This is a genomic window from Pseudomonas sp. AIG (assembly GCF_977020205.1).
Window position 1 is genome coordinate 1 of record NZ_CDROCK010000008.1, and the last position, 15,982, is coordinate 15,982.

At 55.3% G+C, this 15,982-nt stretch carries 18 protein-coding genes and 2 pseudogenes; 16 read left to right on the forward strand and 4 right to left on the reverse strand.

Going from position 1 to position 15,982, the window contains the following annotated elements:
- The 7 genes and pseudogenes from ACWR1S_RS07100 to ACWR1S_RS07130 all read left to right on the forward strand — a co-directional run.
- Positions 1–376: pseudogene (locus ACWR1S_RS07100) on the forward strand (type VI secretion system tip protein VgrG); the annotation flags it as partial.
- Positions 367–1,224 (forward strand): DUF4123 domain-containing protein, encoded by an 858-nt coding sequence (locus tag ACWR1S_RS07105; protein WP_454562955.1) that lies wholly within the window; start codon positions 367–369, stop codon positions 1,222–1,224. The pseudogene ACWR1S_RS07100 and the gene ACWR1S_RS07105, both read left to right, overlap by 10 nt.
- A 28-nt stretch (positions 1,225–1,252) precedes the next feature.
- Entirely contained in the window at positions 1,253–4,801 is a 3,549-nt protein-coding gene (locus ACWR1S_RS07110) for a LysM peptidoglycan-binding domain-containing protein (protein ID WP_454562956.1), read from the forward strand.
- 15 nt (positions 4,802–4,816) lie between these two features.
- On the forward strand, positions 4,817–5,806 hold the full coding sequence (locus tag ACWR1S_RS07115) for a tetratricopeptide repeat protein (protein WP_454562957.1): 990 nt from the start codon (positions 4,817–4,819) through the stop codon (positions 5,804–5,806).
- Positions 5,807–5,831: 25 nt separating this feature from the next.
- The gene (locus tag ACWR1S_RS07120; protein WP_454562958.1) at positions 5,832–6,323 is read left to right on the forward strand and encodes a hypothetical protein; all 492 of its coding nucleotides are present in this window, start codon (positions 5,832–5,834) and stop codon (positions 6,321–6,323) included.
- Positions 6,324–6,416: 93 nt separating this feature from the next.
- Complete coding sequence (locus tag ACWR1S_RS07125) at positions 6,417–6,890, forward strand: DUF3304 domain-containing protein (RefSeq protein ID WP_454562959.1); 474 nt, start codon at positions 6,417–6,419, stop codon at positions 6,888–6,890.
- A 213-nt stretch (positions 6,891–7,103) separates the two neighbouring features.
- Positions 7,104–7,460 carry a DUF3304 domain-containing protein gene (locus ACWR1S_RS07130; RefSeq protein WP_454562960.1) on the forward strand — a complete coding sequence of 119 codons (357 nt, stop codon included), beginning with the start codon at positions 7,104–7,106 and terminating at the stop codon, positions 7,458–7,460.
- Positions 7,461–7,647: 187 nt separating this feature from the next.
- On the opposite strand, the gene ACWR1S_RS07135 is transcribed toward ACWR1S_RS07130, so the two are convergent.
- The gene (locus ACWR1S_RS07135; protein WP_007912147.1) at positions 7,648–7,944 is read right to left on the reverse strand and encodes a hypothetical protein; all 297 of its coding nucleotides are present in this window, start codon (positions 7,942–7,944) and stop codon (positions 7,648–7,650) included.
- Between the two features lie 496 nt (positions 7,945–8,440).
- On the opposite strand from ACWR1S_RS07135, the gene ACWR1S_RS07140 reads away from it, so the two are divergent.
- Positions 8,441–8,710, forward strand: coding sequence for a DUF2790 domain-containing protein (locus ACWR1S_RS07140; protein ID WP_105708212.1), 270 nt, complete (start codon positions 8,441–8,443; stop codon positions 8,708–8,710).
- An 89-nt stretch (positions 8,711–8,799) separates the two neighbouring features.
- Positions 8,800–9,198, forward strand: a complete 399-nt coding sequence (locus ACWR1S_RS07145) for a hypothetical protein (protein ID WP_160058105.1) — start codon at positions 8,800–8,802, stop codon at positions 9,196–9,198.
- Here ACWR1S_RS07145 and ACWR1S_RS07150 read toward each other — a convergent pair.
- Complete coding sequence (locus ACWR1S_RS07150; protein ID WP_007912157.1) at positions 9,195–9,464, reverse strand: DUF1652 domain-containing protein; 270 nt, start codon at positions 9,462–9,464, stop codon at positions 9,195–9,197. The genes ACWR1S_RS07145 and ACWR1S_RS07150 overlap by 4 nt on opposite strands.
- A 368-nt stretch (positions 9,465–9,832) precedes the next feature.
- Between ACWR1S_RS07150 and eco the strand changes: the two genes are divergently transcribed.
- Entirely contained in the window at positions 9,833–10,318 is a 486-nt protein-coding gene (gene eco / locus ACWR1S_RS07155) for a serine protease inhibitor ecotin (RefSeq protein WP_454562961.1), read from the forward strand.
- Positions 10,319–10,339: 21 nt separating this feature from the next.
- The gene (locus ACWR1S_RS07160) at positions 10,340–10,645 is read left to right on the forward strand and encodes an NIPSNAP family protein (protein WP_064362707.1); all 306 of its coding nucleotides are present in this window, start codon (positions 10,340–10,342) and stop codon (positions 10,643–10,645) included.
- Positions 10,646–10,675: 30 nt separating this feature from the next.
- Here ACWR1S_RS07160 and ilvA read toward each other — a convergent pair.
- Positions 10,676–11,671: pseudogene (gene ilvA / locus ACWR1S_RS07165) on the reverse strand (threonine ammonia-lyase, biosynthetic); the annotation flags it as partial.
- A 368-nt stretch (positions 11,672–12,039) separates the two neighbouring features.
- On the opposite strand from ilvA, the gene ACWR1S_RS07170 reads away from it, so the two are divergent.
- Positions 12,040–12,378, forward strand: a complete 339-nt coding sequence (locus tag ACWR1S_RS07170) for a DUF2834 domain-containing protein (RefSeq protein WP_454562962.1) — start codon at positions 12,040–12,042, stop codon at positions 12,376–12,378.
- A gap of 120 nt (positions 12,379–12,498) precedes the next feature.
- Here ACWR1S_RS07170 and ACWR1S_RS07175 read toward each other — a convergent pair whose 3' ends face one another.
- Positions 12,499–13,272, reverse strand: a complete 774-nt coding sequence (locus ACWR1S_RS07175) for a class I SAM-dependent methyltransferase (protein ID WP_454562963.1) — start codon at positions 13,270–13,272, stop codon at positions 12,499–12,501.
- 152 nt (positions 13,273–13,424) lie between these two features.
- Between ACWR1S_RS07175 and ACWR1S_RS07180 the strand changes: the two genes are divergently transcribed.
- From ACWR1S_RS07180 to ACWR1S_RS07195, 4 genes are read left to right on the forward strand one after another with little or no spacing between them, the layout of a single operon-like run.
- The gene (locus ACWR1S_RS07180) at positions 13,425–13,985 is read left to right on the forward strand and encodes a cytochrome b (RefSeq protein ID WP_454562964.1); all 561 of its coding nucleotides are present in this window, start codon (positions 13,425–13,427) and stop codon (positions 13,983–13,985) included.
- A 29-nt stretch (positions 13,986–14,014) separates the two neighbouring features.
- Positions 14,015–14,548: a tetratricopeptide repeat protein gene (locus ACWR1S_RS07185; protein WP_454562965.1), complete on the forward strand. Its 534-nt coding sequence runs from the start codon at positions 14,015–14,017 to the stop codon at positions 14,546–14,548.
- 19 nt (positions 14,549–14,567) lie between these two features.
- Positions 14,568–15,095, forward strand: a complete 528-nt coding sequence (locus ACWR1S_RS07190; RefSeq protein WP_454563068.1) for an RNA polymerase sigma factor — start codon at positions 14,568–14,570, stop codon at positions 15,093–15,095.
- A complete protein-coding gene (locus tag ACWR1S_RS07195) occupies positions 15,095–15,856 on the forward strand; it encodes a transcriptional regulator (protein ID WP_454562966.1) in 762 nt (253 codons plus the stop codon). Before ACWR1S_RS07190 ends, ACWR1S_RS07195 begins: the two co-directional genes overlap by 1 nt.
- Positions 15,857–15,982 lie beyond the last annotated feature (126 nt).

Here is a 15,982-nt window from a genome sequence, read left to right on the forward strand (position 1 = left end):
CGTGGGTGTGACGCAGCATCTGAAGGTGGGGACTGCGCAGTTTGTTGAGGCCGGGTCAGAAATCCATTACTACGCCGGCCAGAAGGTTGTGGTCGAAGGCGCAATGGAACTCACGGCCAAGGCTGGTGGGAGTTTTGTGAAGGTCGATGCGGGTGGCGTGACCATCAGCGGTGCGGAGGTGAAGATCAATACCGGCGGCTCGCCTGGGGTCGGGACGCCTGCGGCACCATTGTTGCCGGGGCCGATGAAGGTAGCGGATGCGGATAAGGCTGGTAAAGCACCACTCCCCGCCCGACTGAATGAGTCAGGTATCACACCGTTGTGCGGAAAACAGAGTAACGGCGCTTGCAGCCGTAAGGATTGCACATGCATGTAAAAGCGCTGAGCGCTCTGCTGGCAGAGCCTCGCTACAACTTTACTGACCTGCCGGCTGCGAGCGAGTCGCTCTGCTTCATCATTGACCAGGGGCTTCAGCCGCAAGCCTTGAGTAAACTCTACCGAGTAGGCGAACCGGTGGTTTCTCAAGGGCTGTTTTTCGGCACTGACTTCGCAGAGATTCCTGATGGCCCCCTGTGGCTAGTGGCCCCCAAGGGCAGCAAAGTGGCAAACGTAGCGGCAAAACTTTGTGAGGAACGCTTTTCGGGAATTGCGATCTCAACACCTGATCCTGAACAAGCATTGGCTCATGCGCGCTGGTTGCTCCGAGCCAATGACGGTTCAGGTGGGCAGAGCTTGTTGAGCTTTCACAAACCGAGTCTGTGGGCAGCGCTGACTTATACAGCTGGGAAAACCTTCGACCAGTTGCTGGGTTGCTGGAGCGCTGTCTACTGCCCTGCGCCGATACATTTCGGTCAGCAGCGCGGTCCATGGTTGGCCTGGAAAGCCAACGAGGAATCGACGTGGCTTGGTGATAAAGCGGCATTCAACCTTCCTGAGGCTACCGCGCAAGTTCAAGCGCGTCTGGGATGGGTTTATTGGGTGGATGAGGAATACGCAGCGTTTGAAGAGCCAGATGATGAGCGCTTGAACGACATCGCTGACAACCTCGACCTGCTGCTCAAAAGCAATATTTATGACGGTGATCACCTGCTCAAGCTTGGCCACGCCGTGAACGGTCCGCTATTTGAGACACAGCCCGAGATCATGGCGATCCTGCAATCTAAGGACGAGTCGTTTATCAAAGTAGATCGGCTCCTGGAATCAGCCGCCGTCGCCCAACGTTAGGGCGACGCGACAACAGAACGGAATCACCATGGAAATCACGAATCACGCCGTCATGCCCGGCGAAACCCTGGGCCAGATCGCTTCGCGCTACAACAGCACCGTGGCTCAACTTCGCCAGCTCAACCCCTTCATCACAAATGCGGATAACGTCAAAGTCGGCTGGAACCTGAGCGTACCAAAAAGCGCTCAAGCAGCCGCCGCGCCTGCCGCTCAGCCGGCCGCCGCGCCGCAAGCGCCTGTGCAGGCAGCCCCGGAAGCGCCCACTCAGTGTTCCGCTGAAGATCTGGTAAAACTGGATCCGGTCAAGGACGCTCCAAACCAGAATTCAAAAACCTTCATACCCCATGAGCGTGGGTGCAATACAAAGTTTGCCAGCGCGATTTATGCAACCGAAGAACAAGAGTTCTGGCTGCTCCCAGAACGTGCAAGGTCCGCCATCAAAGAATCGATGTTCGCGCTCGATAAAATGATTGCCCCCAGCAAACCACGTGATGCACGCCTGAACGGGCTGCAGGAATCAGGTTTGCTGGAATACTTCCTTGAGCCCAAGTTGAGCAACTTCCTCACGGGCGAGAAGCGTACGCGAATGGAAGAGTTTGAAGCGATGGGGGATGAGATCGAAATCGATCCCGCCACCGCCAAAAAGAGGCAAAACGAAGCTAACGGAAACAAACCGGCAGCGGCTCCTGCACAGTCTCCTCAAGAGGACACCGCGCAATCGCGCATGGACCGTCTAACGGCAGACCTGGCTACTGACCAGGACGTCCACAAAGCCTATGCCGATTTTTACAAGCGGAGGGCTGAGTGGCATGCGCTGAAAAAAGAAGCGGTAGCGGCCGCGAAGCTGGAAGGCTACACCTACGAAAGCGGCTCGCTCTATTCCAAAGAGGCGATTGAGGCGCGCGCACGGGTGCAGGCTTATCTGGAGGCTCGCAAGAAACTTCTCGGCAACAAAGACTTCAAGCAGGTCCCGCTGGAAGACGTTGCGAAAGCCCTGGCGGAAAAGAAAAAAAGCTACGAAAACATCTGCAGCGGCATGAATGACTGCACCGCCGATCTGGTCGGGTATGTCTTGACGCTCTACAAAAACGCCGATGCGCTTGATTACCATGCTTACACTGAATCCATTATCAAAGCGTCTGAATACGGCATTGCACTTCCAGAATTCGCGCTGATCAGTGACGGCCTTCCTTCCGGTATCGAACAGTTCAAACTGTATCTGGATACCGAGAAAGAGCAGGCGGAAGTTACAGCGCAGCTTCAGGAAAAATACAAACGCTGGATCGAGGCAACAGGCCAGAATGCGCAAGCACCAGCGGGCCTGGTTGATGTGGAACGGACCAAATGGGATAGCCTGCAAAAGACCAAAGACGACCTTCAAGCAAAAGCCCAAAGCAATGTCAGCAACAGCAAGCCTGCGCGTTATCTGATTTGGGACCCGGAAGAGTTCCAGCCAAAACCGGTCGACCGCATGGTGAAACCGGGCTTTCCGCTGCGCGAGGTGAGTCTTTCGGATGCCAAGGGCACGCCCCTGGGCTGGTTCAGCATGGCGAACCTGAAAGACGCAAAAAAGATCATGAAAGAGGATTCAAAAAACGCGGCCGGCGCAATAAAAAAGGTAGGTAAAAGTTTGCCTGCGGACGCTACCGAAGGCTCCGATAAAAACAGTGAAATCAACTCGTTCCGCCAATGGCTTCTAGATCAGGGCGCCATAAAGTTCAGCGATCAGGTCGGCGACTGTTTCGATGCAAGAGGCTGGTTCAAAGCCAAAGACTTTTATGCTTACTTGAAAAAGCAAGGCTATGAGGTCACTGAACTGGAAGACGACGCGACCCTTACCAACTGGGGCAATCACCTTCAGCAACTGGTTTTCAAGAAAAGTGTGCGCGGCAAAGTAAGACTCTTTGATGCCAGTCCTCAGGCGCAATTGGTCCGCTGCCTGACACCTCCACAGCCAAACATTCACGGCGAAGTAAAGCTCGAAGGCCCCAAAATGTCTGCCGCCGAGGGCTTCCAGATATCTGGCGAGATGGGACTGAGCCTCGACCTCGCCCGTGGCGAAGTTCAGTTGATGAAAGTCGACATGCCTGCCAAAGCCAGCGCTCAAGAAATCACGCTTGATTACTTGCTGGACGGCAGCCCGCAAAAAATGAATTTCGGCCGCTTCTCCTTCCACTTTGGTGTGAAGGCATGGGGTTACGCCGGCGCATCGTTGCTGTTAGCCGGCAGCGTCGAGTTGAGCCCGATCTTCGGCAACGTCAAGTACGGGGCGTCACTGAGCCCGGTAAAACGCGCACAGCGTGAAGATGCTTCGGCAAAAGAAGAACGCTCCGATCACGCTGCCGCCAAACAAGCCAAGGCCGACAGCGGCGACAACAGCCCTACTCCCGATCTTGAACACAAGTCGAAATCCGGCACCTACGCCGATACCAAAAGCACAGATCAACTGCGAGGCGGACGCTTCGCCAAAGTGCAAGTCGAAAACGGCGCAAAAGCCAGCTTCAATGTGTTTGGAGGCTTGCAAGCCGCGATTGAACTCACCGGAGTAATGAACTGGGCACCGCCCAAAGAACTCGTCGCCCTGCGCACCGCGCCAACGATGGGCGTTGGCAGCGCTAAAGACGCGAAAAGCGCGAATCCATGGCTGACGTTAGCCAAGCTGAGCGGCTCCGTTGGAGTCGCGTTAGGTGCGGGCTTTCAGGGAACGGCGCAGGTGTCTCTGGATAAGGGGCGGTTTATTCTGAACCTGAAGGCCGCGGTAGTGCTGGGTCCGGGTGCTAACGGTAGCTTTAAGTTTGAGATTGGTTATGAGGCGGTGGTTGATCTCATCAATTTGTATCGCAAAGAGTTGCATAAGACCAAAGGCCGTAAAGTCGAGTGGATGGAGCCTGAGGCGGGTGAATATGCATCTGCGCTAAACGCATTGGGCGCTGCCGGTTTGAACGTGACGATGGCGTACATGCTGCGTTGGGATGTTGTGATGAATCTTTATCAGGCGTTGACTCGTAGTGGCAAGGGTGGTCCGATTGCGGATGCAATTATGGTGGACGGCGATGAACAAGCCTTAGAGGAATGGTGTGTTAACGCTATCCCTGATGCGTTAGGGCCACTTCTCAAGACACTTATAAGTCCTCCAGAAGCATTCACGATTAAAGCATTTGACTCAAAAGATGCCACAGGTGGGCAACCACGAGAATACGATCAATCCCAAGCGTATGCCCTGCAGCAAAGAGCTATTGCACGTATCTTAGGTTGGATAGTGAAGAACGCAAAAAAAACAAACTCTATTGACAAAGCCCAACGTCAATTTGAGCTTGCGTGCATGTCAATGAACGAATTTGGTATAAAAGACACTGATGCAGAACTGAGTTATTGCAAAAATCGGTCGGAGTTGGACGCATTCATGTATTCCGGTTCTCGCGACCTGTTTTCTGACAGAAGTACCAAAGCACGAGAAAATTATAAGGCGGACGTTGCCTTACTTGGCGCCAATCTTTCCGACTTCTGCACGAAAAACTATATAGCGATACCAAGCTACTCACCTAGCGGCGCCACACCCTATTTAAAGAACTACTAGCCAATGGCATTCAAAATGAAATCCAAAAAAATCAAATTTTTTCAAATCGGAATTTTATTCTCCGCCCTCTTATTTATCAACGTATCAATCGCTTCATCTCCAGCGCTCCCTGACAAAATACAAAATGGCATACTTTTATATAATCAGTTGAAAATCGATGCAGCATTACCCCAACTTAAAAAAGAGGCTGAAAGCGGAAAAACCGAGTCACAGTACTATCTCGGAGAAGCCCTTCGAAAAAGAAATCGTTACATGACTCCAGAGGCGCAACATTGGTATGAAGCGGCAGCAAAAAACGGAAGCATTTACGCGATGATTCAGTTAGGTCGAAGCAGTCACGACCTTTGCCAGACAATGAAAAACTGCCCTCCAAGCCAGAAAACGCCAGCCGAATGGTTCAGTAACGCTAAGGACTTGGCACTTCCAAAGGCAAATGCGGGCGACCCCGAATCTTTATACTTGATGTATGAAATAACACTGGATCACGAATGGCTGGAAAAATCTGCGAATGCTGGTTATCCGCTTGCTCAATACTGGATGGCCGTGAGCGAGCGCCAAGGCCGGGGGTTCTTTCTGATTCCAGGAAAACGCGAAGAGTCCGTCCGTAACTGGTTAAAGCTTTCGTCTGAAGGCGGTTATTCGAAAGCAATGAACTCCTACCTTGAAATTCTATATAGAGAAGGAGATATGGAAAGTGTCCGCCACTGGCTAGAAATTGCTGCAGAAACTGGCGACCAAGAAGCGGTAAGTAACTATGGTGCCTACATCTCGCACACCCCCGACAAAGTTGGCTATCCACTAGACGTGGTGAAGGGATACGCTATTTTCACTTTACTGAAAGAGCTAAATGGAAATGGGGGAGTAGAAGAATATGCCGACCAGAAAATCGAAGAAATTGCAGAGAAAATGACACCAGAACAAATTGAACAGTCAAAAACTGTGGCGCAAGAGTGGAAAGCAACCCACCCACCACTTTCGTTCTTCCCCGACAAACTCAGCAACTGATTCCTTTTTTATGGAGTTTAGGGAGATGCGTACCGCCGAATTTCATATTGGTGAGGAACCGCTCCCTAACATCCGCAGTGAAGAAGCACCACTCATGAATTCGGCACGAATACCAATGAAACTGATGACCGCCACGTTAACGTTGTTAACCCTGATATCAACTCAGTCATTTGCGCTTACGCACGAACAGAAAGTCGATCTTGAAGGGGTGCGCCATTGGCTTCAGTCAGCAGCTGAAACGGGTGATCAAAAAGCAATTAGCAGTTATGGCTCTTACATTGCCCATGCACCCGACCAAGTTGGTTATCCCCTCGATCTTGTTAAAGGTTATGCACTGATTAGCCTTCTGAAAGAGCTGGATGGTGGAGGCACTATTCAAGATTTCGTTCAAGATACTCTCGAAGAAATTGGAAGCAAAATGACATCTCAACAGATAGAAAGCTCAAAAGCTGTCGCTGAGGAATGGAAAACCACTCACCCACCGCTCTCCTTCTTTCCAGAGAAACTTGGCACATAACATGGTTGAAACATTAAAAATTCAAGCAAGGAATAATTAAGCGTCATCTAAAATACTAAGTTTCTAGATCTCAAGCCAGGACCCGAAGGCTACATGATCGATATTTTGAAAGATACACACCTCAGAAAAAGATGGCGACGACGAAAAATAGTTCTTAGTGTGGTGGCTTTACTATTTTGCTACGCCACCCCGAAAATTCTGGAGCTACTACGTACCCCTGGTGCCATGCTGACGTCATCGAATTACACGGATCGCCCAATTTCTTTCTTTTCAGTAAATGATTTTGGGGGTGGCAATCTTTCTGCAATGGGCGGCGGAGGGATTGTTTGTTGCAGGAAAATCGAAGGGAAATCGGTTCGGGTTACCTGGACTCTCGGCCGAACTGGCGATCAGCTAAGGAAAGGTGTGCAGAAAGAATATCACGAGTTAAACGTGCCTCTACCTCATCGAGCACGAGGCGATGATTATCTGCACGTTCGTTTTTTACCCGGAAACGCAGTTGAGCTGAAATGGAGTTCTAACTTGATCAGCCCATTTGATTCTGAACCGAGTACGACCGGTCCTTAACTGATCGGCATTGTCATTCTCAAAACAGAATCCAGCCGTAGAATATAAGTACAACTCTCTGCTTTGGACCTTATGCGCGTGATAGATATTGCTGCGGACGCCAGCCGGAAACACACATGGCGACGAAGACGAATAGCCCTAGCTGTACTGGCATTGCTGCTTAGCTACGCCCCCCCCAAAATCCTCGCACTGTTCCGCACGCCAGGTGCAATGATGACTTCGGAAAACCACTTGGAGCGACCGATTTTCAGTTTCTGGGTCAATGGATTTTGGGGTGGGAACCTTTTTGCCAAAGGTGGCGGTGGGATAATGTGCTGCTCCAAATTTGAGGGAGACACAGTCAAAGTCACCTGGATATTGGACATGACCAAACAGCAGCAAATACAGGGCGCGGTAGAAGAGCGCCATGAAGTTCAGCTTTCGCTTCCCCAGCGCGGCCCACACGATGAGTACCTGCATGTGCGCTTCGATCCGGGTAATAAAGTACGGCTCGGATGGAGTCCTGACTTGTTTAGCCCATTTGAATCCCGACCAACCAAAGCTGTTTCGGAAAGCAGTGAGGCGCAGTAAGAATATGCGATTCAGCGAGGTGCCCATGTCCGATCATGGAGATATTGATCTGCGTGAAAGTGCTGGTGGCTGCCTTTCTGACTTTTCTAGCTTATGAGCGAATTCGTGCGCCCGGTGCTGCCCTTGCCACGCTGAAACACGGGTCGTTTCTCACTCCGTCCCGTGGTTGCGTCCTGTCAATTTCTCATCAAACCGGCGCCTTCCAACTCAACATCTGCTGCTGCGCCACCTGCAGCAAATCATTGCCATCCTGCGTCAGCAGGTACAGCGCATGGGTGATGTGTGGAATGTCTTGCACGTCGGCGTGCTTGAAGCACAAGCAATGCAAGGTTTCGAGCAGGTCAGCGGCGGCGCGGATGCGCTGGACGGCGGCCTCGAGGATGTCTTTCGGGTTGGCTTGGGTGTCGATGAGCAGCGTCGGGGTTTCGGTGACGTTGCTGCTGAGGGGGAGATAGCGGTTTTGTAGCAGTTTAATTATTGGCATTTTGATTACTCAACTGTATTAGAAGGTAACCGCCATAGCCGTGACCAAACGGTGGGAGGCGGCCGTGTACAGGCTTGGTCAACCGAGAACAGTTCAAAACTCAGCTCGCCCGAAGGCGTCCTGCACACAGCTGCCATAGCAATGCACTCCACGGATCAAGAAATCCGAGCGGTGCAAATGATGGCACATATGCAATGAACTTTTCTCAGGTGACCAAACCCGAACCACTGATTTTGCAGCGGCAACCGACAATACCCGCCCCGCTCCAGCCGCCGAAAGCAGACAAGGCACCAGCCTTTGTAGGAATTCGCCAAACATCCCGAAGAAAACCACCCCACTCCCTGACAGCCGGCGTTCAGCTTGGTTAACCATCCCTTAACGCCGTGGTCAAAAACTCTACTGAACCGCACGCCCTCAGCCATTCTGGCTGTTGCCCAGTGCGGCAGGTTCGGGTGCATCACGCCGAACTCTAGAACCGCCACTCGGGAGTCCTTTCATGAACATTCGTCCTTTATTGCTCACCGCCGCTCTCGCCTGCACCGCGTTTGCCGGGCTGGCCCAGGCCAATGACACCTCTGCCACGTCCAAAGCCGTGCCGTATGAGTACGGCATGCCGCTGCAGGTGGCCAAAGTGGTGTCGTTGACCGAGCCGCCAACGCAACTGTGCAAAGTGGTTACGGCCGACATGAAGTACATCGACAACGCCGGTAAGCCTGAGGAAATCAGCTACCGGAAATTGTCTGACGCATGCAACTTCCAGAACTGACAGAAACGTCTGATTTGCGGGTTTGCGGTAGGCGTGGGGAGTTTCGGCGGTTATGCTCGGAGCCCTCCTCACTGCCGCAAGGATTCGCCATGCAGTTGTCGTTTCGCACGTTGTCGGGCTTCACGTGTTCGTTGTGTTTTTTACTGGCGCTGGCCTGGGGCGTTTTCCCGGAGAGCCTGCTGGCGATCTGGAGCATCGAGTATTCCGACGCTGCCGGGTTTGTCGCGCGGCGCAGTGCGGTGCTGTTTGCGGCATTGGGGGTGATGTTTTATCTGGTGCGCAATGCACCGCCGTCGCTGGGGCGCAATGCGCTGAGCAACGGGTTTATCGTCGGCTGTTTTGGTTTGGCTGTACTGGGGTTTGCGGAATGGCTGAACGGCCATGCCGGCCCCGGGATTTTGCTCGCGGTGCTGGTCGAGTTCGCGCTGGGCCTTGGTTTTGTGCAGGCCCGGCGCGTGACGGTCGAACTGGGTGAAACGGTGCGTTAGACGACTCTGGAGCGTGGGCTGTAGTGATGTTGCACCGTTTGCTGGTTCAGATCCGATCGCAGCCCGGCGATCAGTTCGTTGATTTCACGACAGCCATTGAGATGGCTGGCGTCGATGCCACTGACCAGCAGATCGACCTGATCGGTCTGGTGATCGCCGAAAACCTTGACGGTCATCGACAAGTCCGGCGACAGCGTGCACTGGCAGCGTTTCGGCAGAAAACTGCTTTCAATGATATTGCGTAGTTCCAAGGCAGACAGAAACATGGCGAAACCCTCTCCTTACTTTGAGATGCCAATCAAGTATTCACGCTGACCGTTGCTGCCCCTGCACGGGTGTGTCCCCGCTGTTTCCTTGGGTGCGACAAGCGGTGGTACTGCGAAATGCCCATTGGAGTGTAGGCGCCCAAGGCCGGTGCGCCGCACTGAAAAGACGCATAAAGCGTGCCTTTCATCGGTTCATTTTCACCCTCATGAAATCAAGCACTTGGCGGCGGTGCCAGTATTTGGCTACTTGCAAATTGCAAGAATGGCCTCGGCGGGTACTGCAATTTGCAACTCGACGCTGGTTTGCAATCACGGCCCATGACGGTAAGAATGCCCGTCATCCACCCTACACCCGCACGGAGGCTTCCATGGGTTCTTTCCGCGTTTACGCGACCACCGGGCTGATCATCGCCAGCCTGTCCACCCTCGCCCACGCCGCCAAGCTTGAAGACGTTGCGCCGTACCCAAAGGCTGAAGCCGGGTTCACCCGCCAGGTCATTCACTTGCCCAAGCAAGAGCAGGAAGAAAACTTCCAGGTGGAAATCCTCGCTGGCAAGACTCTTGAAGTGGACTGCAACCGTCAGCGTTTGGGCGGTGTTCTCGATGAGAAGAATCTTGAAGGCTGGGGTTATCCGTTCTATCGACTGGAAAAAGTCATCGGGCCGATGAGCACGATGATGGCCTGCCCGCCCGGCAGCCAGAAGAAACGCGCGTTCGTGCCGGTCGTCGGTGATGGTTTCATGCTGCGTTACAACAGCAAGTTGCCAGTCGTGGTGTATGCGCCGTCGGACGTCGAAGTGCGTTATCGCGTCTGGTCGGCGTCGGACAAAGTCGGTACAGCCCTGCAGGAATAACCCGAACAAGGAGTGCGTCGTTTGATTACCTGCCACGTCCGATATGTCATTGATCCGTACCAATTGCCCGAGTTCGAGGCCTACGCCAAGGCCTGGCTCGGCATCGTCGAGCGCTTGGGCGGCACGCATCACGGCTACTTTTTGCCGTCCGAGGGCGCGAGCAACATCGCTTATTGCCTGTTCAGTTTTCCGTCACTGGCGGATTACGAGAGCTATCGGCACATCGCGATGACTGATCCGGAAAGCACGGCATTGGTTGCCAGCCTGGTCGAGAAGAAGTTCATCGTCAGCTACGAGCGCAGCTTCCTGCGCCCGTTGCTGCCGTAAGCCACTTCACGCCGAGACGCTGCAGACTGCGGCGCGCTCGGCAACATGGCGCAGGCTGTCGAAGTTGATATTGGCGCCCGAGTCGATCGCCACGAATGTCTGCTCGCGCACCCCGGTTCGCGCCACGTATTGCTTTATCCCGGCAACGGCCAGGGCGCCGGAAGGTTCGGTGATCGAGCGGGTATCGTCGTAGATGTTCTTGATCGCCGCGCAGAGGTCGTCATTGCTGACGGTGATCACTTCGTCGACGCAGAAGCGGCAAACCTCAAACCCGAACGCACCGATCTGCGCTACCGCCACACCATCGGCGAAGGTGCCGACATTGGGCAGCACGACACGCTGATCGGCTTCCAGCGCAGCCTTCAGGCACGCGGAGTGTTCTGATTCGACGCCGATGATGCGCACTTCCGGGCGCAGGTATTTGACGTACGCCGCGATGCCGGCGATCAGACCGCCACCGCCCACCGGAACAAAAATCGCATCCAGCGAACCTTGATGCTGACGAAGGACTTCCATCGCCACGGTGCCCTGCCCCGCGATCACCTCCGGGTCATCGAACGGAGACACGAAGGTGCGCCCGCTCTGTTCCGCCAGTTGCAGCGCATGGGCCAGTGCGAACGGGAAACTCTCGCCGTGCAGCAACGCTTCAGCGCCACGACTGCGCACACCCAGCACTTTCAATTCCGGCGTTGTCGCCGGCATGACGATGGTCGCCGTGATCCCCAGTTCGCGTGCTGCCAGCGCCACGCCTTGCGCGTGATTGCCGGCCGAGGCGGTGATTACCCCGCGCGCCTTTTGCTCCTCGGTGAGTTGCACCAGTTTGTTGTAAGCGCCACGGATCTTGAAAGAGAACGTCGGTTGCAGGTCTTCGCGCTTGAGCAGAATCCGGTTGCCCAGCGCCTCCGACAGCGCCGGCGCCGCTTGCAAAGGCGTGCGCACCGCGAGCTCGTACACCGGCGCGGCGAGGATTTTTTTCACGTAGTGCTCAAGCAGGCTTTGCTGATCGTATGTGTAACTCATGAACATCTCCTTGGCAGAATTCACACGGTCCCTGTAGGAGCTGCCGGAGGCTCGGGCCGCGATCAGACGATCTTTTGATTTTGTTTTAGAAAAATCAAAGTCAAAAGATCGCAGCCTTCGGCAGCTCCTACATGAGCCACATTTCAAAAACCCAGGAGACAGAAAGTAAAAACCCGCCTCTAGGGCGGGTTGGGTGCTGCAGTCGTGAGCTAGCCCGCCAAATGAGGAATGGCGGTAATAATCATTGGCTGGCAACGCGATACAGTCGAAGTCATGGGCTGGAAATTAGCCTGCGCGGTGCTGGCAAGTCAATGGCCAATTTTGCGCGGTGGCGTTAGTCTGGCGACTCTCTCATCACACCAAGGAAGGATTGCATGATGTCGATCGCCCTGCCCCTCACGGCTTTGCTCGCGTTTAGTGGTTATACCGTTTCGGTGATGCTCCAGGCTGAACAGTCGTTGATCGATTTTGGCATCAGCCTGATGTCGCGACCCGATACCGCGCAGGTGGTGATTGATCTGTATCTGCTGGCCACGCTGGCGGGCGTGTGGATGGTCAAGGATGCCCGGTCGCGTGGCCAGTCGGTTTGGTCGGTAGTGCCTTACTTGTTGCTGACGGCGGTTTTTGTCTCGGTTGGGCCGTTGTTGTATCTGGTGGTGCGTGGGGTTCGCGAGCGGCGCAAGGCGGTGGAAAAGTGCAGCCAGATACTATGAACACCTGAAAACCCTGTAGGAGTGAGCCTGCTCGCGATAGCGGAGTGTCAGCCAAAAATGAGGTGACTGACACTCCGCTATCGCGAGCAGGCTCACTCCTACACTGGAATGTCGTGGCATTCAGCCCTTTTTTACGGCAACGAACGCGGCGGTTTCGTAAGGCACTGTCACCACATCCCTGCCGCGTAACTCAGGCTCGGCGACAATCAACGCACCAATCTGCTCATCAACCTTGGCCCGTTGCTCCTGCGGCAGCGCGGCGATGAAACTGGTCGAGCGCACGCGGTTGAAGATCACGTCTTCCGGCGAGCCGGTATGGCCATGGTGAAACCGTTCGACTTGCAAAGGCGCGAACGCCGGGTGCGGAAACGCTTCGCGCCAGGCACCTGAGTAGTAGCGCGGCGTGTCACCTTCCAGCGCATTGACGATGGCGTCCAGTTTTGGCACCCAACTCACCTGCGTGTCGCGCAGGTTCCAGATCAGCCCCAACTTGCCACCGGGCTTGAGCACCCGGGCGATCTCCGTCAGCGCCTCGGCACTGGCGAACCAATGAAACGCTTGCGCGCAAATCACCACATCAACGCAAGCGTCGGGCAACGGCAAGTCAGTCGCCGTGCCGCTCACGGCGAGCACTTCAGGCCAGGCGTGCGAGAGTTTTTCCAGCATCTGCGCCACGGGCTCCACGGCAATCACCTGCGCGCCCGTCGCCACCAGACGCCCGGTGAACTTGCCAGTGCCGGCGCCCAGATCGATCACGGTTTTGTGCCGATCCAGACCCAGCCTCACATTCAGCCACTCAGTCACCTGCGGCGGATAGTCCGGCCGCCCTTTGACGTAAGTCTCGGCAGCGGTTTTATAACCGGCAGCGGCTGAATGATGGACGTGATCGGTCATGGCAACTCTCCTTGCGGCAAAACATCGGATCGACGGCAGACGCTCCCGAGCATAGCGCTTGAATTTACCCCTGCCCTGAACAGTCACTGACAATGCAATGAATAAAAATTCACCCTTGGGTGTTAACTCAATATTACCCATGAGGATGACCCATGCACCCTGCTACCAATGATCTGCCCGTTCGTTACGACCGCCTGACCATGAGCCTGCACTGGTTGACCGCCCTGTTGGTGATCGGTCTGTTCGCCTGCGCACAAATCTGGGAACAACTGCCCAAAGGCACGCCGTTGCGCAAGGAGTTGCAAGCCTTGCACATCTCTTTCGGCATTTTGCTGACGGTGATCGTGATTGCCCGGGTGTTCTGGCGACTGTTCAAGGGCCGCCGATTGCAGGCGGCCAATCAGGGAGCGTTGAACATTCTGGCAAAAACCGCGCATCTGGCCCTGTATGCGTTGCTCTTGAGTCAGATTGTGCTGGGTTTTCTGTTGCGCTGGGCGCAGGCAGAACCTTTCAACTTCTTTGGTCTGTTCGATGTCCCAACCTTGATCGCCTTCGATAAAAGCATGAAGTCGACCTTCGGAGGCCTGCATGAACAAGTGGCGTGGGCCATCATTATTCTGGCGACACTGCATGCCGTCGTTGCCCTGGTGCACCACTATGGCCTGCGCGACAACACCTTGCGCCGCATGTTGCCGGGACGCCTATCGAACTGAAGCGCCTCTTTCACTCTGGAGCCTTGCCCATGACTATCCGTTCCGTTATGTTCGCCGCCCCGTTGCTGCTGGTCGCCGCGATGTCCAGCCAGTTGGCCTTGGCCAATGGTGATGAAGACGCGCCGGTGCAGAAACCCGAATGCCCGAAAGGCCAGGTCTGGGACAGCAAAACGCAGAAGTGCGTGCTGCAAACCAGCAGCCTGCTGCCGGACGCTGACCGTACCGATTACGCCTATCGCCTTGCCAAGGTCGGTCGTTACGAAGAAGCCCTGGCACTGCTCGATACGCTCAAGCAACCGAACACCGCCAAGGCCCTCAACTATCGCGGTTACGCCACGCGCAAACTGGGGCGCACGGATGAAGGCATCGGTTATTACCTGCAATCGGTGAAACTCGATCCGCAATACGCGCAAGTGCGCGAATACCTCGGCGAGGCCTATGTGATCAAGGGCCGCGTCGATCTGGCGCAGGAACAGTTGCAGCAGATCCAATCGATTTGCGGCACGTCCTGCGAGGAATACCAGGACCTGGCCGAAGCCATCAACGGCTCATCGAAAACCTGAGCATTTAGAAAGGACAGCCATCATCGTCAGCGATCAGGCATTCAGAGCAGAACTCGGACAGCATCTGGCGCGACTGTGGCGCTACGGTTTGCTGCTGTCGCGCAATCGGCACGTCGCCGAGGATCTGGTGCAGGCGACCTGTGTGCGCGCGCTGGAACGCGCCGGTCAATACGTCGCCGGCACGCGCATGGATCGCTGGTTGCTGAGCATTCTGCATTCGATCTGGCTCAATGAAGTGCGCGCTCGTCGCGTGCGTCAGGGTGCGGGACAGGTCGATGCCGACGGCCAACTGGCGTTCGATGGCGAGTATGCGGCACAGACTCACGTCATGGCCGCGCAAGTGATTCGCCGCGTCGACGCCTTGCCGGAAACCCAGCGCGAAACGGTGTACCTGGCCTATGTCGAAGGCTTGTCTTACCGCGAAGTCGCCGAGATCCTGCAAGTGCCGATCGGCACGGTGATGAGCCGCCTGGCCGCCGCCCGCCTCAAACTCGCTGAATACCCGCCGTTGCAGGCTGTGCCGAAATCCACCGAAGGAGACCGTTGATGAACACACCTTCGGATGAACAACTGGTCACCTACCTCGACGGCGAACTCGACCGTGAATATCGCGACCAGCTCGACGATGCGATTGCCGAGGACTCACTGCTGAGCCTGCGCGTGCAATGGCTCAGCCGCAGCAACCTGCCGTACAAGAACGCCTATGACGAACTGGCGCAACAGGCACCGCTGGATCGCCTGCAAGCGCGGCTGGATGCGATTCCTTCACCACAGCGTCCGGGCTTCAACCGCCGCTGGTTTATCGGTGGCGCCGCCGCAGCGCTAGTGGCCGGTGGCGTGTTGGCTGACCGGTTATTCCTCGGCTGGCATGCCGCGCAATCGAACAACTGGCGCGCATTGGTCGGCGATTACATGGCGCTGTACGTGCCGCAGACGCTCGATCATCTGCCCACCGACGAAGCTTCCCAACGCGCGCAATTGCGCACGATTGATGCACGCCTTGGCCTGAACCTTTCGCCAGCGACTTTGAAGCTGCCGGGTGCCGAATTCAAACGGGCGCAAATGCTTGAGTACGACGGCGTGCCGATTGCGCAGATCGTGTATCTGGACGCGAAACATGGGCCGCTGGCGCTGTGCGTGACCCGCTCAAACAGCGGCAGTCAGCCGCTGGCCCATGAGCGTCGGCATGAGATGACCGTGGTGTACTGGACTGAACGTGAGCATGCGTGGATGTTGATCGGGCGTAACTCGGCGGCAGAACTGGAACAGCATGCGGGACTGTTACGCTCACAACTACTGAAAGCGTAAGAAAGCTACAGGCCTTCGCCGTCTCGAGATCGCGTACACCGAGCGCTGAAGATGGCGACTGATCCAGCGCTTTCGCGAGCAGGCTCGCTCCCACAATGTCCGTGTCGGACACGAAACCTGTGAAAA

Bases quoted from the DNA above. Each gene is read 5' to 3' on its own strand.
- ACWR1S_RS07195 (WP_454562966.1), top strand. From the start codon at position 15,095: ATGAACACACCTTCGGATGAACAACTGGTCACCTACCTCGACGGCGAA.
- ACWR1S_RS07140 (WP_105708212.1), top strand. From the start codon at position 8,441: ATGAACATTCGTCCTTTATTGCTCACCGCCGCTCTCGCCTGCACCGCG.
- ACWR1S_RS07120 (WP_454562958.1), top strand. From the start codon at position 5,832: ATGCGTACCGCCGAATTTCATATTGGTGAGGAACCGCTCCCTAACATC.
- ACWR1S_RS07180 (WP_454562964.1), top strand. From the start codon at position 13,425: ATGCACCCTGCTACCAATGATCTGCCCGTTCGTTACGACCGCCTGACC.
- ACWR1S_RS07175 (WP_454562963.1), bottom strand. From the start codon at position 13,272: ATGACCGATCACGTCCATCATTCAGCCGCTGCCGGTTATAAAACCGCT.
- ACWR1S_RS07130 (WP_454562960.1), top strand. From the start codon at position 7,104: ATGACTTCGGAAAACCACTTGGAGCGACCGATTTTCAGTTTCTGGGTC.
- ACWR1S_RS07135 (WP_007912147.1), bottom strand. From the start codon at position 7,944: ATGCCAATAATTAAACTGCTACAAAACCGCTATCTCCCCCTCAGCAGC.
- eco (WP_454562961.1), top strand. From the start codon at position 9,833: ATGGGTTCTTTCCGCGTTTACGCGACCACCGGGCTGATCATCGCCAGC.
- ACWR1S_RS07110 (WP_454562956.1), top strand. From the start codon at position 1,253: ATGGAAATCACGAATCACGCCGTCATGCCCGGCGAAACCCTGGGCCAG.
- ACWR1S_RS07150 (WP_007912157.1), bottom strand. From the start codon at position 9,464: ATGTTTCTGTCTGCCTTGGAACTACGCAATATCATTGAAAGCAGTTTT.
- ACWR1S_RS07145 (WP_160058105.1), top strand. From the start codon at position 8,800: ATGCAGTTGTCGTTTCGCACGTTGTCGGGCTTCACGTGTTCGTTGTGT.
- ACWR1S_RS07105 (WP_454562955.1), top strand. From the start codon at position 367: ATGCATGTAAAAGCGCTGAGCGCTCTGCTGGCAGAGCCTCGCTACAAC.
- ACWR1S_RS07170 (WP_454562962.1), top strand. From the start codon at position 12,040: ATGATGTCGATCGCCCTGCCCCTCACGGCTTTGCTCGCGTTTAGTGGT.
- ACWR1S_RS07115 (WP_454562957.1), top strand. From the start codon at position 4,817: ATGAAATCCAAAAAAATCAAATTTTTTCAAATCGGAATTTTATTCTCC.
- ACWR1S_RS07185 (WP_454562965.1), top strand. From the start codon at position 14,015: ATGACTATCCGTTCCGTTATGTTCGCCGCCCCGTTGCTGCTGGTCGCC.
- ACWR1S_RS07125 (WP_454562959.1), top strand. From the start codon at position 6,417: ATGATCGATATTTTGAAAGATACACACCTCAGAAAAAGATGGCGACGA.